Below are 17,973 nucleotides of genomic sequence, written 5' to 3'. Positions count from 1 at the left end.
GGGAACAATCCTATCCATGACCAAGTATGGATGACCACTCTTTTGGAGTCACTAGAAAAAAGGTTTCTCTACAAGCTAAAAAGCCACCGGAAATCCGGTGGCTTTTTTCTATCGTCTGTTATTTACCAATGAACATTTGTGTCCAGTAGTTGCCTTCTTCGGCGTGACCTACACCGATGTGGGTGAAGTCAGGGTTCATAATGTTTTCTCGGTGCCCCTGGCTGTTCATCCAGCCTTCAACAACCTGCTCTGGAGATGTCTGTCCCATAGCGATGTTTTCACCGGCTGTGCGGTAGTCAATACCATATTGATCCATCATATCAAATGGAGAACCGTACGTCGGGCTGTTATGGGAGAAATAGTCATTGTTCTGCATATCGAGAGACTTGTCCTCCGCTACTCCGCTGAGCTCTGTATCCAGTTCCAGTGGTTCAAGACCCTGTTTTTCACGTTCCTGGTTCGTAAGTTCCACCACTTCTTTTTCAAAAGCGGATACGTCAGAAGAAACATTCTCTTCCTGGGCGGAATCCTGCGCTTGAGCTTCTTCTTCTGATGCTGTTGTTTCTTCAGGTGCCGGCTGTGGTGCAGCTTCTTCTTCTGCCGGTTGCGCAGGCTCCTCTTGCTGAGCCGGCTGCTCTTCTACGGGTGCCTGCTCAGAAGGCTGGGCATTCCAATTGAATTGTTTAAGCAGAGACTGTACATCCAATTGATCATACTGACCATTGTTCAATGCCTCTTCATTTTGTTTTACCCAGTCGTTCACCTGACTGGAATCTATTTGAATGGTTTTCGTTTGAACCTGATAGTCTTTCTGAACCTCACCTGTAGAAGCAAGGGATGTGGCTGGTGATGCTAGTAGAGACAGCGCAAGTGCGCCTGTCAGAATAAGTGGCTTTTTCATAATCTAAAATTCCTCCTTGATGAGTTGTGTTGTTTGGAACAACTCTATCGTACCATCAAGATCGTGTAATATAGGAGGTTGAATCTGGAAACTGCCATTCTGAGAGATAGAGCATATGGGAGCATCCCCTGTGGAAGAACGACTGAACCCAACGGCGGCGTGAACAGAATAGTCTCATAATTTAATAGAGGGCGGAAGGAAGCATAGGAAGAGTTATCCATTTCGATTATAAATTTCATAAAAGTGCGCCTTGACAGCTTTTGTAAGAGAGGAGATTTGTTACATATGTAACATCAGTGTTACAAGGTAAATCTTCTATGAACCCGTGCTGCAAGAGACGGGATGGGCCTGGTACACGACATCGGCTTATATTTTTTAGTTGGAGGGATTGGAAAAAGTTATGGTATAGTGAAGGTAGAAATAAAGGAGGTTGATTGTATGACGATGATAGACCTGTCGATTCCGAAGCAGAAACAGCCTTTACGGATAAAAGCGGAGCGGGCTGCCTTTTATGAACAGACACAGCTGATAGAAGGATATGATAATGAAAACTGCTGGCTGCTGTTCTTTTTCAAGCAGACCTTCCTGACGGCTGTTAAGACGAAAAAGATGAAGCGGACCTCCTACGCTTCCCGTGTATGGAAAGAAGGCTTGGTTTATGACCAGCCGCATCCCCTCCTTACGAGATTGTTAGACGCAGAAAAACCCCTTCAGAAAATCAACTATCCCCAGTTGAAAAAGAAAGCCGCCCGGCATTTTACAAGGCAGGAACAAAGCCGGATCCTCACTCTCTTTGAATCTTTTATTCCTAAAAAACAACTGCTTGCTGATATGAAAGCTGTCTTTTATACGTGTAGACGGGAAGGTAAAATGTTTGAATCCTACACAATCGTACGGGAAATGGTGCGTCTGGCGCCTGAGAGCCGGTTCGTACAGGAAATCAGCCATGACCTCGCTTTTGCTTCCGCATCAGAAGCTTACGAAACGCAGGACGCTTCCTTATTCAAACGCGATCGTTTGTACGCCGAAGACCATGCATCGATGGAAGAGAAGTCACGCCTCCTGCTTAACGAAAGCAGGGAAGTGGAACACCTTGTCCACAGAATCAACTCCCTGCCCCCATCCTTATCTGCTGAAGAATCAGCAGCGTTCCTTCATTTGGTAAGGGACACCTTTGAGCCCCGGGACCAAATGTCTCTGTTGGAACCACTCATATCCAGCCGTCCTGCCTATGATCAAGTCACGGATTTCCTGCTTGACCGCTATCTTGACCAACGTTTAGTAGAACCATCGGCCGGCATCGTTCAACGCTTTGATATCCAGCCGCACTCAGACCAAATGGCATCGGCCGCGGCTATGCTTGATGAAATCGATATGCGGCAGTCCCTTGATGCGGTGCATATCCTTTTGGAGAAAATCCTTCCAGTTCTACCGGAATCGACGGGACACCTGGTAGAGAAATATATTGAAGCCTTGTTTGAGAAGATGGAGATGGAAGAAATCATTGAAAGAATACGACCTTTGTCTGAACAATCCCCGTCGTTTGAGAAAATCGTGCGGATGAAAGAGATTTCGGGTGATCTCGATCACCTCCTTGAACTTGGGGAAGGGTACTATAGTTTCCACCAGCTGGACCAGGCTCTGGAATGTTTCCAAATGGAGATGGAGCTTCAGCCTGATCGCCCTGAGCCCCTCCAATGGCTTGCTAAAGTCTACCAGGATAAACAGATGATGGAGGAGTCTAAAGCGTACCAAAAGCTCTGTGTGGACCTGCAAAAACGAAGCTGATTTTCAAATTATCCGGCGCCGGGAAGCTGATCTTTCATAAGATCAGCTTTTTTTGTGTGGATATTATTGTCAAAAGAACCGGTGTGTAATATACTACATTACAACACTAATGCACCCATTCGGAGAGAAGGTGATCAAAGTGATCCTGGATACAGATGGCATGAAACCGATTTATATACAAATCGCAGAATGGATCGAAAGTGAAATCATGAATGGCGGTTTGAACGTGGATGAGAAGGTTTATTCGCAGTATAAGCTGGCGGACATATACAATATCAATCCCGCAACAGCGGCCAAAGGGCTTACAAAATTGGCAGAGGAAGGGATTCTTTATGATAAGCGGGGAATCGGTAAATTTGTGGCCGAAGGGGCAAGGCAGATGATTATCGAGAAACGGAAGAACCAGACATTAAAGCAGTTGATTGACGATGTGGTGACAGAAGCCGGCTATCTTCAACTGTCAGAGAATGAGATTATTGAACTTATCCGGAACTCATGGAAGGGGGGATCAGAATGAAAGCCGTTCAATGCGAAGAAGTAACGAAAAAGTACGGCAGAAGAACAGCACTCCATGGGGTATCCTTCTCCGTGGAGGAGAATAAAATCATAGGTCTTGCCGGTCGGAACGGAGCAGGGAAAACGACCTTGTTAAAGATTCTCGCAGGCCTTTTGAAAGAAAGTGATGGAGAAGCTGAGGTCTATGGGAAACGGCCGTTCAACAATCTTTTGGTATCAGCCAACAGCATCTACATTGATGATCAGATGAATTTTCCAACGTCCTTAACGCTAAAGGAAATTTTAGAGGAGGGACGCCGCTTTTATCATAATTGGGATCATACACTTGCGATGAACTTGTTTGACTATTTCGGTTTTCACCCAAAAGGTCGTCACAACCAGCTGTCCAAAGGAAAAGAGAGCACCTTCAATATGATTATCGGCCTGGCTTCCCGTTCAGCGCTTACGATTTTTGACGAACCCACTACAGGGATGGATGCCGCAGTTCGGAAGGATTTCTACAGAGCCTTATTAAAAGACTATCTGGCATACCCGCGGACGATCTTACTATCCACACATCATCTGGAAGAGGTGGAGGATATGCTGGAGGAGATCATCCTTCTGGATAAAGGAAATCTTCTGCTGCATACCTCTATGGAAGACATGAAGTCCTATGCGGTCGCGGTATCCGGACGGAAAGAATCCATGCCGGAGTGGATGAAGCATAAGGTTTTCTTATATGAGGAAAAGCAGGGACCTCACGAAAAGACCATCATCCTTGAGAATGATCTCACAACGGTGGAAAAAGAAGAGTTGAAGCGGAATGGTGTCCAGCTGTCAGCCGTTTCAGCGAGCGATGCCTTCATTTATATGACAGGAGAAGCAAATGGGAAAGGAGGCTTGGATGATGTATTTAGCGGACATATCAACAGCGGAAGTGGTCAAAAAACAAATCAGCTATAAATGGCGTGCCTATATCAGCGTGTTTACGTCGTTAGTGGTCATTCAGCTTCTGGCCGTTCTTTTCTCGTTGAATGGTACAGGAATGAGCAGTTCTGGCGGAATGAACTACAATATTCGGGTTGAGTATTACAATGCAGATATGATTATGATTTTTACGATTTTCTGGGGATTTATAACGGCGCTGCTTCTGACGACCAAAGCCTACAGAGAAGATGATTTTGCGTTTGTTACGAACCGCACGAGCGGTACGTTGTCTACAATTATCTATTTGTGGATCATCTGCTCGATTGCAGGGTTCGCAGCTTCGCTCTCTGGATATCTCTTAAAAGTGGTTGTCTTTCTTTTTACCTCACAGGAGCTTTTGAGCAATAACGGGGCAGAAGGAGCAGGAATCTATGTCATGGGCCTTGTATCGCTCATCCTGACCATCTTTATGTTTGCAGGCTTCGGTTATGCTGCGGGGATGATAGTCCAGTGGAACAAAATGTTCGTTATCCTGCTTCCCGTCTTATTTATCGGCCTCTTGATTTCTTTGGAAAGCGCAGGGTACTCCATGGATCGCTTCTTTTTCCAATTCCTTTTTTCTGAACAGAATTTCTGGCTGTTTATCATGAAGAGTCTGGCCATCAGTACAGCTGCTTATGTTACCGCCTTTCTCATCTCAAACCGATTGGAAGTGAAAAGATGATGGTTCTGCTGCCTATACTTATTCTTGCTCTGGTCGTCGCCGTCACTGCGTTTTCTTCTATAGGAACGATGAAAATGCGCCTGGGTCAGGGGAAAACAGGGTTATGGATGCTTGGAGGGTATTTCGTCCTTCTGCTGGTATCGATGATTGTCTCTGCTTTCCTTTCTTTTGAAACAACAGCTTCAATGAATGAGGAAAGCACACATTCAAAAAATCGATCAGAAATATCCATCCCTATGTTGATTGCCGAGGGAAAAGTGGATGAGGTGAACAAGGATACCCTTGTCAAAGAGTGGTCTTTTGAGCTTCAGGATCACTCATTGACACTTGAAGCCTATGTGGAAAACGAAGGTGGGCCGAGTATTTTCATAGAAAAAACTTCTGATCTAACCGGGAGGGTTCAAGCCTCTTATTACCGCTCGCCGATCTACGTGGATGGTTTAAAAGTCCAGGAAGAATTCAAACCGACTTTGGCCATGAATCAGCAAACCTTGACGGTGAGCGTGGAAAAACCGGTAGATATTCATTACCAAATGTTCACCTCTGAATTTCCTTTCACCCAGTTTTCCGGGGAACGCGGGGACCGGGGAAGAGGAACTCATATCGATTGGGGCGAGGAGGCTGTCTATATTCAGGTTCCTGCAGGGACGGAGATTAACGGAAATTATACCCTTATTGATCCGGCTGCATAAAGAACATGCAAAACGTCTAGGTGTCAGACTCCTAGACGTTTTTTATTCAGCGGCGTTTCCCGCAGCAGCCGCCTTTACGCGGCTTTCGGCGAGGAGGTCTCTGTAAAGGCGCGGCGTCCGATTTTTTAGGTTGATCGTTGTGACTCATCCTTTCCCCTCCCTTCTTTACTATCATAAGCATCTATGATGAAAGCGAAACGGCGTTTTGGCCTAAACAGGTCAGCTCACACCTGTGCGCGGTGGTGATATTCAGACTTGAAGGTTCATAGGATAGAAAAGAAGGATAGATGGACAACGTTTGCCTATGGGGTGAAACGTATGGATGGAGGAGGCGGAAGTGATGAATAAAGACGCTGTACAACTGCAGCAGAAAGTGATTTATTACCGCTCAGAGCTGGATAAATATAAGAAAAAGGTACAGGATTATCAGGAAAACTATCACTACTCCATGCTGGAAAGTTTAAAAAAAGAAAATGAACAATTGAAGCAGGAAAGCGGGCGCTGGTCGGAAGAAGAAGCGGTGCTGAAAGGTGAACTGGCTAAAAGAAACCAGACGTACGAACTCCAGCTGGAAAAAGCCCGGACGGAGGAAGAGCACTATAAAGCAGAAATCAAGAAGTGGCAGGCCCATGTCGTTGATCTGAAAGAATCTGAAAAACAGGGAGAAGCTAGAAGGAAACAGCTCGAGGCCGAGCTTGGGGAATATCAGCAGCGCTTTTTTCAGTCTCAGCGGGATACGTCCATGCTGCAGAGAAGTTATGCGGAACTGAAAGTCGAGATTCAAAGAGAGCAGGATAAACAAAGGGAATGGCATAAGAAAGCGGAAGAATTAGAAAAGTTGTTTGTGGAAGAAGGAAGACGGACCCGCCGTATGCTGCAGGACCAAGCCTTCTTAATGAACAATTACTTGGAAAGCCGGCGCCTGCTTCAAAAAGAAAAGCAGGAGAAAGCTTCTCTCCAAAAAGATGCCTCCCTGCGGAAAAAGGAACTGGAAGAGATGCAAAAGCAGTACGAAGTCGAGCGGGAGCAGGTCCGTCAGTTAAAAGGAGAACTCCAAAAATGGCAGACGGCTGCCGATCAACGGAAGAAGGAAGAGGAAAAGCTTCTTCACCAAATGGAGGACCAGATGGCTTCCTTTTTTGGTGAAGCCATCCGCCCTAAACATATGGCCGGCAATAAAAGTACTTTCATGAAAGTGTTGGAAACGAAGATAGAAGAACTTACTTCAGAAATCGAAGCCAGCGAGCAGCATAAAGATAAATAAAGCCCTCAACCTTGAACTTTCAAGTTTGAAGGATCCCTGTTTTTGGCTGATATCCTCTTTGACTGTATTTCGACTGTGAAATCCAAGTCTTTGTTTCGTAGTATAAAGAAGTCCGGCGTTCTGTAAAATAGAAGGCTGGACTTCTTTTTGTCTCGTCATTTAGTGATGTCACGTTCCACTTATCGGTGGATGCTTGCCGCGGGCACGGCCTCAGCTGACTTGGACAGGAAAACTACCTGCCCAAGTGGATCTTCGGCTCGCGCTGTTCCCGCAGGCGCCACAACCGAACGCTCCTCGTGACATTCGTAGGCTGCTTGGTGTACATCTATTTTGAATAGAGTTGGTTTCACCTGGTAATCGGCATTTCTGATTAATAGATCCCCGGTTCCGGGGCTTTTTTTATTGCTCGGAAGATGGAATGGTGATGTTCAGCTGTCTTCGGTCTGTTCCATCTGTGTCGACGGTCCAGTATTCCCGTTGGGGTTCGCGTCCTGCGAAGTTCCGGTCGATCGTGTAGAGAATCTGGTCAGACGAACGGAAAAACAGGGGATGCCCTGCCTGAACGGAGCTTTTTGTAATCTGCTTGATGTTTTCCCCATTGGGAGTCATCGTGAAGATTTCATATTCGAAGGTGCCTTTTTCATTTGTGGAGGCCACATCGGAAAAGGCGACCGTGTTCCCATCAGGGGATAAGCGCGGACCGCTGACGACGGGTTCCTGGGCTTTCGAATAGGACAGGGATTCCGGCCACATCGTCGTCGTTTCTCCCGATGCGAATTGAAGGCGCTCGATGGCATGTTTTTCATAATCCAGTTTATAAAGCAGCTCCTCTTCGCTGATGACCTGCAGAGAATTGATGGAGACCGAATTCAAGTCGGTGACCTCTTCCATTTCTCCGGATTCGATGGCCAGTTTATAGACATCGAATTCCGTCGGCTGGGTGCGGCCATCATCATAGACGTCCTTATATTCTTCATTTTTCAAAAGGTATAACCGGGTGCCGTCCGGAGAGAAACTCATATCTGATACGTACGTTTCCTCATCAAGCAGAGGAGTGGTTTTCCCTTCCTCCCACAGCATCAACTGTTGATGGTGGTGGACATCGCCTTCCCATTGACGGATAAAGGCGACTTTCCCGTCTGAAGCGAAAACGGGACGCGTATCGTCTTTTCCCTTCTCCGGTTCCGTCAACCGCTCGGCTTCACCACCGCTGGAAGAAACGGTATACAGACTCCCGTGTCCGTCCTGATGGTAGGTGAAGACGATGGATTCATCATCATGGGAAAGATCAGGGGCTTCTCCAAGACCGGTCGGACCGCCGGAAGAATCAGCGAATGTCCCGGTCCAGTACAACAAGCCGAACAACACGGCCATACTGCTAATGAACAGGATGTTCTTCTTTACCAGCGACAACAGCTTCACCTTCCTTTAGCATAGTCTTTCGATAAAACGTGCGAAACGGCTCCGGATAGAAGGAAGATCACTCCGTAAATGCCTATGATTAAATGAAACAGTAAACCAACCAGAAGGATGAAAGCTCCGTACCCGGTCAAGGCTTGTGTGGTTAGAAGCAGAGCCTTTCTTTTTTTCATCCACACCAACGACCCTGCAATGATAAGGAATAAGAAAAAGACCGACCAGGCCAGCGTAATAAGCAGATCAATCATAAAGATCCTCCTTTATATCCAACTCAATATTGTAAGTGGCAGGCCTGCAAGCAGAGCGCAGAACAATAGACCGGTAAAAATGGCTGTGACAGGCTTTCTTCCAATCATGTTCATTTGATATTTGTAGAAAGCCAGCCAGGCTGCTACAGCTGTCAAAGGGAGGAAGACCCTGGCATTCATGCCGCCGAAAACAAGCGCTCCCCATGTGGTGAACAAACCGGCCCCGGAGATCATCACTCCATAGATAAGGTTGACGGTGTGGCTGATTGTTGTCACTGTCCGCTCTTTTTTATCAGCAGAAGGACTCGTAGTAGCGTTATACGAATTCTGTACGATAAAAACAAGGCAGAAGAGGACAAGAAGGGTTATGAAAAAGCTCATGAAGATGACCTGCAGCTGATAAAACGGGGGTACGACCATATAGTTGAACGCATTCCACAACATTGTCAGGAACACAATCACATTGACGGACCAATAATGCCGGCCGGTCCAGGCTATGTTGATGGCAGTCAAAACGACGAGCATTCCGAGTGACAGCTGGATGGCAAGCCATCCAGGCCAGGGGTCCCCGAACGAGAACGTCGCTGTAAGGTGAATGAAGATACCAAGCAGGATGGTACCGGACCCGATCAAGTAAAGCAGTCCCCGTTGGAAAGGGTACAGACTTTCCTGGATACCGCCCCCGATCATGCCGGCATCCCCAAAATCCTTGATGGCCAGTTTCTCCGCTCTTTTTTCATTTTCACCCTCATCGATATACTTTTGTTTGGCGCTCGTAAGGTGAGTGGTCAATTCTTCACGGATTTCCTCCCGTTCTTCTTTCGTGCTCTGCATTTCCTTCAATATGTGATCGACATGCTTTTCAATTCTTTTCATGCCAGGTCCTCCGACGTCTTAGAAATAAGGTCGCTGACACTTTTCCATTCCTGAAGCTTCTGCTGCAGGATGGTGCGGCCTTCATCGGTGATGCGGTAGTATTTCCTCCGTCCTCCGGTTGTTTCGGACCAATAAGACGTCAGCCATTCTTTGCGTTCCAGTCGTTTCAGAGCGGGATAGAGGGTGCCTTCGCTCATATTGTAAAGCTGGTCACTCTGCTCCTTCAGGTGTTTGACAATCTCATAGCCATACATGTCTCTGCGGTTGACTAAGTTCAACATGAGAATATCGATGCTGCCTTTCATGATTTCCCGGTCCATAGATTCACACCTTTTCCAAATTATTCTAAAACCATTGTATAACGAGGCACCTCGTTTAACAAGGGGATAAATGGAAAACTCACACATCTGGGCCTTCGCACATACAGTATCCATTGAGGTGGTGAAAGATGATACATCGCGCTAAGGAGATCCGCGATGATCCGGTTCAAATGGAACAGCAGGAATGGAAGCAGAGACAGCGTCAGCAGCGCTTGAAGCAGGCTCTGACGGTGTCATCACCGGTTTTCCTGCTTCTGCTCTGGGAATGTTTTTCGCGGATGGGATGGATGGATGCCCGTTTCTTCCCACCCCCGAGTGCCATTCTCTTCACATTTTGGGAGCTGGGGCAGAGCGGTGAGCTGTTTCATCATATTGGAATTTCCCTGTTTCGGATTGCTTCAGGATTTTTACTCGGGGTTATCCCGGCGGTGGCGATCGGTTTATTTATGGGGTTGTATTCACCGGCACGCCATTTTCTCTCTCCGTTGATTATGGCTGTTATGCCCATCCCTACGCTTGCGCTGCTGCCGATCATCATTATTATGTTTGGGGTCGGCGAAGTTTCGAAGATTGTAACGATTGCCGGCAGTGTCTTTTTTCCAGTTGTCATCAACACCGTGGCCGGGGTGACGAACATCGACCGGATTTATCTGGATGTAGCAAAGAATTACGGGGCGGGGTCCAGACAGTTTTTCTTCAAAATCGCCCTCCCGGGGTCTCTGCCTGTCATGCTCGAAGGTATCCAGATGGGGCAGGCGATTGCCCTGTTGACGATTGTGGCTGCTGAAATGATGGGAGCAAATTCAGGAATCGGTTATCTTATTTGGACGTCCTATAAAGCATTTCTGTTGAAGGAGATGTATGTCGGGCTGATCGTGATTTCGTTCTTCGGTTACCTATTCTCAGTTCTGCTGCGCGGCCTGCAGGTGAAGCTTCTTCCATGGAGGTGATCCAATGAGTACGAAAATCGTCATGAACGATTTAACGAAAGTATTTTATAAAAAAGATGCGAAAGTAACAGCGCTGGAAAACATATCGATGAACATCGAGGACGGTGAATTCATCTGCCTGCTCGGTCCGAGCGGCTGTGGAAAAACGACCCTTCTCCGAATATTGGCAGAGCTGGAAAAGCCGAGTGCCGGCTCGTTTGCCATCACAAGGGAGAAAGACGGGCGCCCACTTCAGTCCATGGTTTTTCAGGAACGGGGGGTTATTCCATGGCTGACAGTGGAAGGGAATGTGAGCTTCGGTCTGAAGATGAGACGCACGCCTGATGAAGTGACAAAGGAGCGCACAGCGTATTACCTCAAAAAGACGGGATTGGAAAAGTTTTCCGAGTTGTATCCCCGTGAACTGTCGGGTGGGATGAAGCAGAGAGTCAGCATTGCAAGAGCATTTGCCAATGACCCGGAAATCCTTCTGATGGATGAACCCTTTGCTGCCTTGGATGAGCAGAACAAATTCATTCTGCAGGAAGAGCTGCTGTCAATCTGGGCTGAAACCAAAAAGACGGTCTTGTTTATTACCCACAGCATTGATGAAGCCCTCCTTCTCAGTGACCGGATCCTTTTAATGAGTGCGCAGCCGGGAAGGATCATTAAGGAAATCCATATCCAGTCACCAAGACCACGGACGATGGAGCAGATCCGCTCTGACCCGGAAATGGCCGCTCATTTTGTCAGCGTCTGGAACCATCTGCAGAACGAAGTGCAGCAGTCGCGTTCCCCTATTTGAAAGGAGTCGGAATATGATGGTGAAAAAAGTCTGTCACCTGCTTTCGTTTTTATTATTCCTTTTTCTTCTGTTCGGCTGTGGCGCCGTAGAGGAAGAGAAACAGAGGGAAGGCCCCCCGCCTTCAGGAGATATGGAGCCGCTTGAGAAGAAAACGACGGTCGTCATTGCAGAGGATGGTGCGGCTTCCGGGGCCGGCTTTTACATTGCGAAGGAAAAAGGATATTTTGAAGATTACAATATTGATATCCGGTTTACAAGTTTTGCCAATAGTGATGATATGCTTCCGGCTCTTGCCGCCGGAGAAGTGGATATCGCCGGTGGTGTCTCGACAGCGTCCTTCTTTAACGCGATCGCCCAGGGCATTGATGTAAAGATCATTGCCGACAAAGGGCATTACTTTGAAGGGAATTCTTATTTCAGCTTCGTTATCCGCGAAGATCTGCAGAAGGAGATTCAGGAGTATGCCGATTTGAAAGGGAAGCGGATTGCGGTCTCTTCAAGGAATGCTGTCGATGATTACATTTTTCAAAGAATGCTTGAGCATGCCGGTCTGACAGAGGATGATGTCGAGCTCGTCCTGATGTCCGATTTTGGGAATATGCTGGCAGCAATGGGCAGCAAGTCGATCGATGCAGCCTTGCAGATCGAACCTTTAATCACCCAGGGCGAGGCGCAGGGTCTTCACGTCCGCTTTAAAGATGCGACCGATTATGCCCCCGACGCTCAAATTGCTATGGTTCTCGGGTCACCGGACTTCGTTGAAAAAGAAGAAGAAGTTTCTGTCCGGTTCATGGCAGCGTATTTAAAAGGGATCCGTGATTATAACGACGCCTTCCTATACGGGGAGGGATTGGATGAAGTGATTGGAATGATGACGAAACATACGGCTCTCAAATACCCGGCCATATGGAAGAAGGTCGGTGTCACGGGTCTTGATCCCGACGGCCGGATGTTTGTTGAAGATATTCAAAAGCAGTTTGCGATGTACAAGGAGAACGGTGCCATAAGTGGTGATGTGGATTTTGATCAAGCTGTTGATACATCGCTGACGGATCGCGCATTAGAGGAAATCGGTATGTACGGCCGGTAAAGAAAAAGGCATTCCTGACACCAGGGGTGCCCTTTGTACTTTATTTACAAAATATTTCATCATTTTTGACATAACATTTCAAAATGATTCATTGGACGCATTAGGAAGGGATGGGAAAAACAGGAGTTTGCGACTGATCAGGGCCTAAAGTGGTATAGACGACTATATCATAATTCGTTACGCTTTTATTACAATTTGCAAACGCTTTCAAAAAGTTTGTACATAGACCGTCTTTTTCCGATCTCAACGTTTTGCAGAAGCGGCTCCGGATACCCGTGGCCCTTTTACAAATAAATAAGGATAAGGAGGAATGGCAGATGAAGACAATTGGAAAGTGGAGTGCCTTGTTTGTGCTGGTGCTCGGTCTTGCACTTCCCCCGGGACAAGGGGCTGTAAAGGCAGAAGAGGAAACGGAGAGACCGGAACTCATGCTCCTCGAAAATGTTCCACAGGCGGATGTGACTGTGAAAGATGGACAGTTCGACTTAACGGCCTTACATGTGTACGGGGATGGATCGTTTAAAAAGGTTGAAGAGGGGCTGTCATGGGCAGCTTCGAATAAGAAGGTGGTCCAGGTGGATGACAAGGGGCAGCTGACCTTCACAGGGAAGCCTGGTAGATCCTGGGTTGCTGTATCGAATGGACGGGATAAAGATTGGATTTTCGTCTACGTTAAAGGTGATAAAAAACAGTCGGAAATCCAAATTCAAAAAAATAGAGGGCAGAAATACGACCTGGTTCACCATGCGATGGAGAACATGTCGATGAAAGAAAAAGTCGGTCAGATGCTGATGCCTGACTTCCGGAATTGGAACGGGGAGAATGTTACCAAAATGCTTCCTGAAATTGAAGATCTCGTAAAGGAGTATCATCTTGGCGGAGTCATCTTATTCAGGGAGAATGTCGTAACAACCGCTCAGACGACAGAGCTTGTGGCGGACTATCAGGCGGCGGCTGAGAAATATGGACTGCTTGTCACAATTGATCAGGAAGGCGGAATTGTGACCCGTCTGCAGTCCGGGACGGATTTCCCGGGGAATATGGCTTTAGGAGCCACACGTTCGGAAAACATCAGTCAGGATGTAGGCCGGGCGATCGGGGAAGAGCTGTCTGCTCTTGGTATCAATATGAACCTGGCACCTGATATGGATGTCAATAACAACCCGGATAACCCGGTCATCGGGGTAAGGTCCTTCGGCGGAAATCCCGAGCTTGTGGCAGATATGGGACAGGCTTATATGTCAGGCCTTCAGGAAACAGGTGTTGCCGCCACAGCGAAGCACTTTCCGGGGCACGGGGACACGGCTGTCGATTCCCATATCGGTCTCCCGGAAATACCGTATGACAAGGAACGGTTGAAGGAAGTGGAATTGTATCCCTTCCAACAGGTGATGGATGCCGGGATTGATGCTGTCATGACGGCTCATGTCACATTCCCGGAAATCGATGATACGAAAGTCGTTTCCAAAAAGGACGGCGAAGAAATCGCTCTGCCGGCCACTTTGTCAGAAAAAGTGCTGACGGGTCTGATGCGTAAGGAGATGGGCTATGAAGGCCTTGTGATTACAGATGCGTTGAATATGAATGCGATTCAGGAACATTTTGGGCCTGTGGATGCGGTGATCCGCGCCATTAATGCCGGAACAGACATCGTCCTTATGCCGGTAGGACTCGAAGAAGTGGCGGGTGGAATTTATGAGGCTGTTGACACAGGGGAGATCGAAATGAAAACCATTGAGGATTCTGTAGAGCGGATTCTCACTCTGAAAATCAAACGGGGCATCATCAAATCTGAACAGCCGCCTGCGCTTGAGGAACAAGTAGCGCATGCCGAAGAAGTCGTCGGTTCAGAAGAACATAGGCAGGTGGAAAAGGAAGCCGCAGAGAAATCCATCACTCTTGTGAAGAACGAGGAAGTCCTGCCGCTTCAGGCAGAGACAGACGATAACATCGTCGTTGTCGGTGATTCATTCAGCTCCTCCTTAGCAGAGGCTGTGAAGAAGATCCATGACCGGACCACGTTGATTGATCACAATTCTGAGGCCTTTACGTCCGAAGAGCGGACGGCTCTTCAAGAAGCGGATTATGTCATTGCGGGCACCTATACGTATAATGTCTGGACGAGATCACAGAATCACCCGCAGATGCAGCGGATGCAGGAAATTCTGGAGATCGCCGAAGGACCGGTCATCGGCGTCGGGATCAGAAATCCTTATGATGTGATGGCTTATCCGGAAGTGGACGCTTATATCGCTCAGTACGGGTTCAGGGATGCGAGTTTCTCAGCCACTGCGTCGACTATTTTCGGGGATAATCATCCTTCAGGAACACTTCCGGTGACCATTCCAGGGGAAAACGGTGTGCTGTATGACTATGGAACAGGAATGAGTTACTGAATTTTAAACAAAGGGGAGAGGTTGATTTGAAAAAATGGCTGGCTACGGCACTTGTGCTGATCATGACTTGGACGACATTTTCTGTTGTAACGGCGGATCACAATGGAAGCAATGGGAAGCATAAAGGACATTATAAAAATGGAAAAGCCTTGAAGCTTGGGGTGGAAGTCCTGCTTGATGATAAGAAAGAGCTGATTGAAGGGAAAAAAGTCGGCCTGATTACGAATCCGACAGGTGTGGATAAGGACTTGAACAGCATTGTCGACCGGCTCCATAAGGACGAGGATATCGACTTGACGGCTCTCTATGGCCCGGAGCATGGAGTCAGAGGGAGTGCTCAGGCCGGGGAATATGTGGAATTCTATACCGATGAACAGACCGGTCTCCCGGTGTACAGCTTATATGGGGAGACGCGGAAGCCGACTCCTGAGATGCTTGAAGATATTGACGTACTGATGTTTGATATCCAGGATGCAGGTACACGCTTCTATACGTACATTTATACGATGGCCTATGCAATGGAAGCGGCACAGGAAAATGACATTCCTTTCATTGTCCTGGATCGTCCCAACCCGATCAGCGGAGACACGGTCGAGGGGCCGGTGCTGGATATGGATTATCAATCGTTTGTAGGGAATTACCCTATCCCGCTTCGTCACGGCATGACAGTCGGGGAGCTGGCGATGCTTTTCAACGAAGAATATGACATCGGTGCTGACTTGGAAGTGATTGAAATGAAAGGGTGGAAGCGCAAGATGGACTATGACGATACAGGCCTTTCCTTTGTCGCTCCATCACCGAATATGCCGACGGTGGACACCGCCTACGTGTATCCGGGAGCGGCGTTGATCGAAGGAACGAATGTATCGGAAGGGCGGGGAACGACCCGGCCGTTCGAGCTGATCGGTGCGCCATTCATAAACAGTACGGAGCTGGCTGAGGCCATGAACGCCAATCATCTGCCGGGGGTAATGTTCCGTGCCGCTTCCTTTACCCCGTCCTTTTCCAAGCATGCAGGAGAATTATCTCATGGCGTGCAGATTCATGTGACCGACCGGGATGAATACAAAGCAGTGGAAACAGGTCTGACCCTCGTAAAGACCATTCATGATCTGTATCCGGATGATTTCGCTTTCCGTGCAGAGAACAGTTCAGGTATTTCCTTCTTTGATTATTTGATTGGAAATGGCTGGGTGCGTGAAGCGGTCGAAAACGGCAGATCGGTGGAAGATATCCAGGAAGAGTGGGAAGAAGACCTGGAAGACTTCAATGATTTGAGAGAAGATTACCTCCTTTATAAATAATGGAAGCTCCTGCCTCAGAAGTAGTTAATGGGGGCAGGAGTTCTTTTCTTTGTAAGCGTTATTTTTACATTCAAGGGTACCTTGTGATAAAATTTGTAAATATTCATACATATTTGACAAAAAATGTGCGGGAGAGAGGGGAAGGTCATGAGTCAAACGGCTTTACTTAAAAACGTATGGAATCGGATGTGGGTGCTTCATCGAGAAGCGAAGGAGCTGCTGACATTTGCCTCAGGGGGATCAGGTTCCACAGGAAGTGCAGGTGCACCGTCGGCCTCGAGCGAGGAAGAACCTGGACCAGCTTTTGATAGGAGACAGAGAATCGGACTTGTACTCGGGCTGCTTTTGTTTGTGCTCACGCTGTTATTTCTGGAGGCGGATGGATTGTCCGCCAGTGCGGTGGCAGTCCTTGCCAGCACCCTTTGGATTGCGACATGGTGGATTACCGAGGCTGTACCCATTCCGGCGACATCGCTGCTTCCCCTCGTCCTTTTCCCGATTACAGGAGGGCTTGATGGGGGAACGACAGCTTCCTCTTATGGCGATAATACGATTTTTCTTTTTATGGGCGGTTTCCTTATTGCATTATCCATGCAGAAATGGAACCTTCATAAACGGATAGCTTTGTTCATTATTAATGCGGTCGGGACCAGTACAGAACAGATTGTACTCGGGTTTATGGTTGCGACCGGTCTGTTGTCCGCCTGGATTTCCAACACTGCCACAGCGATGATGATGGTGCCGATCGGTATGGCTGTTATCTATCAGGCTTCTGAACAACTGAAAAAACAGGGAGAAACCGTGGATCACAGTAATTTCAACTTCGGGAAAGCCGTCATGCTTGGTGTCGCTTATAGTGCTTCCATCGGTGGGCTGGCAACGCTGATCGGAACGCCCCCGAATACGATTTTCAAAGGAATCGTGGAGCAGACGTACAATATTGAGATCAGTTTTGCCGGCTGGATGGCCTTTGGTGTCCCTGTTTCGGTTATCTTTATCGCTTTGGCGTGGTTTTACTTAGTAAAGATCGCTTACCCGATGAAAATCAAAGAGCTGCCGGGCGGACGCAAGGTGATCAACAAGGAAAGGAAAGAGCTGGGGGCGATGTCATCCGAGGAGAAAATCGTCATGGCTGTTTTTACGCTTACAGCGGCTGCTTGGATATCCCGTTCCTTTTTTCTCGCTCAAATCAACGAAAATATCAATGATACGATGATTGCCATGACAGCGGCTGTGCTGTTGTTCCTCATTCCTTCGTCGAATAGAAAAGGGGACTATCTGCTTGACTGGGATACAGCAAAAGGGCTGCCATGGGGAATTCTCCTTTTGTTCGGGGCGGGCCTTGCCATTGCGTCCGGATTTCAGGAAACTGGTCTGGCGGAGTGGATCGGGACCCAGCTGACCGTGCTTGACGGGGTCAATCTACTGGTGATTATCGTCATTGTCACAGCCATGGTGATTTTCTTGACAGAGATTACGTCCAACACAGCAACGGCAACGATGATGTTTCCGATTATGGCTTCTCTGGCCGGTGCGATTTCTGTTCATCCGTACAGTTTAATGATTGCTGCAGGCATGGCTGCGAGCTGTGCGTTTATGCTGCCCGTTGCTACACCGCCCAACGCCGTTGTTTTTGGTTCAGGATATCTTCGTATTCCAGATATGGCAAAAGCAGGATTTCTGCTGAATGTCGTGGCGGTTGTCCTCATTACTCTGGCTATCTATTTCTATCTCCCAATGGTATGGGATCTGGACCTGGCCTCTTTTCCGGAACGTTTTAACTCATAGAAAGAAG

At 47.8% G+C, this 17,973-nt stretch carries 17 protein-coding genes; 12 read left to right on the top strand and 5 right to left on the bottom strand.

The genetic code is table 11. The annotated features are described in order from the left end of the window. Positions 1 to 118: 118 nt before the first annotated feature. Positions 119 to 901 carry a CAP domain-containing protein gene (locus ACXAJH_RS13650; RefSeq protein ID WP_474967488.1) on the bottom strand — a complete coding sequence of 261 codons (783 nt, stop codon included), beginning with the start codon at positions 899 to 901 and terminating at the stop codon, positions 119 to 121. A gap of 438 nt (positions 902 to 1,339) precedes the next feature. On the opposite strand from ACXAJH_RS13650, the gene ACXAJH_RS13645 reads away from it, so the two are divergent. From ACXAJH_RS13645 to ACXAJH_RS13620, 6 genes are all read left to right on the top strand, one after another. After that, positions 1,340 to 2,689 (top strand): hypothetical protein, encoded by a 1,350-nt coding sequence (locus tag ACXAJH_RS13645; RefSeq protein WP_474994250.1) that lies wholly within the window; start codon positions 1,340 to 1,342, stop codon positions 2,687 to 2,689. A gap of 130 nt (positions 2,690 to 2,819) precedes the next feature. Then, positions 2,820 to 3,206, top strand: a complete 387-nt coding sequence (locus ACXAJH_RS13640) for a GntR family transcriptional regulator (RefSeq protein WP_474972000.1) — start codon at positions 2,820 to 2,822, stop codon at positions 3,204 to 3,206. After that, positions 3,203 to 4,147 carry an ATP-binding cassette domain-containing protein gene (locus ACXAJH_RS13635; protein WP_474994248.1) on the top strand — a complete coding sequence of 315 codons (945 nt, stop codon included), beginning with the start codon at positions 3,203 to 3,205 and terminating at the stop codon, positions 4,145 to 4,147. Before ACXAJH_RS13640 ends, ACXAJH_RS13635 begins: the two co-directional genes overlap by 4 nt. Beyond that, the gene (locus tag ACXAJH_RS13630) at positions 4,089 to 4,835 is read left to right on the top strand and encodes a hypothetical protein (RefSeq protein ID WP_474994246.1); all 747 of its coding nucleotides are present in this window, start codon (positions 4,089 to 4,091) and stop codon (positions 4,833 to 4,835) included. The genes ACXAJH_RS13635 and ACXAJH_RS13630 overlap by 59 nt, the downstream gene beginning before the upstream one ends. Then, positions 4,832 to 5,527, top strand: coding sequence for a hypothetical protein (locus tag ACXAJH_RS13625; protein ID WP_474971997.1), 696 nt, complete (start codon positions 4,832 to 4,834; stop codon positions 5,525 to 5,527). Before ACXAJH_RS13630 ends, ACXAJH_RS13625 begins: the two co-directional genes overlap by 4 nt. A 340-nt stretch (positions 5,528 to 5,867) precedes the next feature. Continuing rightward, positions 5,868 to 6,791 carry a hypothetical protein gene (locus tag ACXAJH_RS13620; RefSeq protein WP_474994244.1) on the top strand — a complete coding sequence of 308 codons (924 nt, stop codon included), beginning with the start codon at positions 5,868 to 5,870 and terminating at the stop codon, positions 6,789 to 6,791. 399 nt (positions 6,792 to 7,190) lie between these two features. Here the strand turns inward: ACXAJH_RS13620 and ACXAJH_RS13615 are convergent, their stop codons facing one another. Genes ACXAJH_RS13615 through ACXAJH_RS13600 form a run of 4 tightly spaced genes read right to left on the bottom strand, consistent with a single transcriptional unit; the run spans position 7,191 to position 9,654 of the window. Continuing rightward, positions 7,191 to 8,204 (bottom strand): hypothetical protein, encoded by a 1,014-nt coding sequence (locus ACXAJH_RS13615; RefSeq protein ID WP_474971995.1) that lies wholly within the window; start codon positions 8,202 to 8,204, stop codon positions 7,191 to 7,193. A gap of 5 nt (positions 8,205 to 8,209) precedes the next feature. Continuing rightward, positions 8,210 to 8,458, bottom strand: a complete 249-nt coding sequence (locus ACXAJH_RS13610; protein WP_474967496.1) for a hypothetical protein — start codon at positions 8,456 to 8,458, stop codon at positions 8,210 to 8,212. Between the two features lie 12 nt (positions 8,459 to 8,470). Continuing rightward, positions 8,471 to 9,334, bottom strand: coding sequence for a permease prefix domain 1-containing protein (locus ACXAJH_RS13605; RefSeq protein ID WP_474994242.1), 864 nt, complete (start codon positions 9,332 to 9,334; stop codon positions 8,471 to 8,473). Next, positions 9,331 to 9,654: a PadR family transcriptional regulator gene (locus ACXAJH_RS13600; RefSeq protein WP_474967498.1), complete on the bottom strand. Its 324-nt coding sequence runs from the start codon at positions 9,652 to 9,654 to the stop codon at positions 9,331 to 9,333. The genes ACXAJH_RS13605 and ACXAJH_RS13600 overlap by 4 nt, the downstream gene beginning before the upstream one ends. 128 nt (positions 9,655 to 9,782) lie before the next feature. Between ACXAJH_RS13600 and ACXAJH_RS13595 the strand changes: the two genes are divergently transcribed. The 6 genes from ACXAJH_RS13595 to ACXAJH_RS13570 all read left to right on the top strand — a co-directional run bounded on the left by ACXAJH_RS13595 (position 9,783) and on the right by ACXAJH_RS13570 (position 17,966). Further along, positions 9,783 to 10,604 carry an ABC transporter permease gene (locus tag ACXAJH_RS13595; protein ID WP_474971992.1) on the top strand — a complete coding sequence of 274 codons (822 nt, stop codon included), beginning with the start codon at positions 9,783 to 9,785 and terminating at the stop codon, positions 10,602 to 10,604. A gap of 4 nt (positions 10,605 to 10,608) precedes the next feature. Further along, positions 10,609 to 11,388: an ABC transporter ATP-binding protein gene (locus tag ACXAJH_RS13590; protein ID WP_474967500.1), complete on the top strand. Its 780-nt coding sequence runs from the start codon at positions 10,609 to 10,611 to the stop codon at positions 11,386 to 11,388. 16 nt (positions 11,389 to 11,404) lie between these two features. Next, complete coding sequence (locus tag ACXAJH_RS13585) at positions 11,405 to 12,478, top strand: ABC transporter substrate-binding protein (RefSeq protein WP_474994469.1); 1,074 nt, start codon at positions 11,405 to 11,407, stop codon at positions 12,476 to 12,478. 317 nt (positions 12,479 to 12,795) lie between these two features. Continuing rightward, positions 12,796 to 14,874, top strand: coding sequence for a glycoside hydrolase family 3 protein (locus tag ACXAJH_RS13580; protein ID WP_474994240.1), 2,079 nt, complete (start codon positions 12,796 to 12,798; stop codon positions 14,872 to 14,874). 26 nt (positions 14,875 to 14,900) lie between these two features. Next, on the top strand, positions 14,901 to 16,178 hold the full coding sequence (locus ACXAJH_RS13575) for an exo-beta-N-acetylmuramidase NamZ family protein (RefSeq protein ID WP_474994238.1): 1,278 nt from the start codon (positions 14,901 to 14,903) through the stop codon (positions 16,176 to 16,178). A gap of 147 nt (positions 16,179 to 16,325) precedes the next feature. Beyond that, a complete protein-coding gene (locus ACXAJH_RS13570; protein ID WP_474994236.1) occupies positions 16,326 to 17,966 on the top strand; it encodes an SLC13 family permease in 1,641 nt (546 codons plus the stop codon). Positions 17,967 to 17,973 lie beyond the last annotated feature (7 nt).

The sequence above is a fragment of the Halobacillus sp. ABD4_316 genome, from assembly GCF_056161385.1.
The sequence above is the reverse complement of the archived record's forward strand: the minus strand, read 5'-3'. Positions and strand labels throughout refer to the sequence as shown.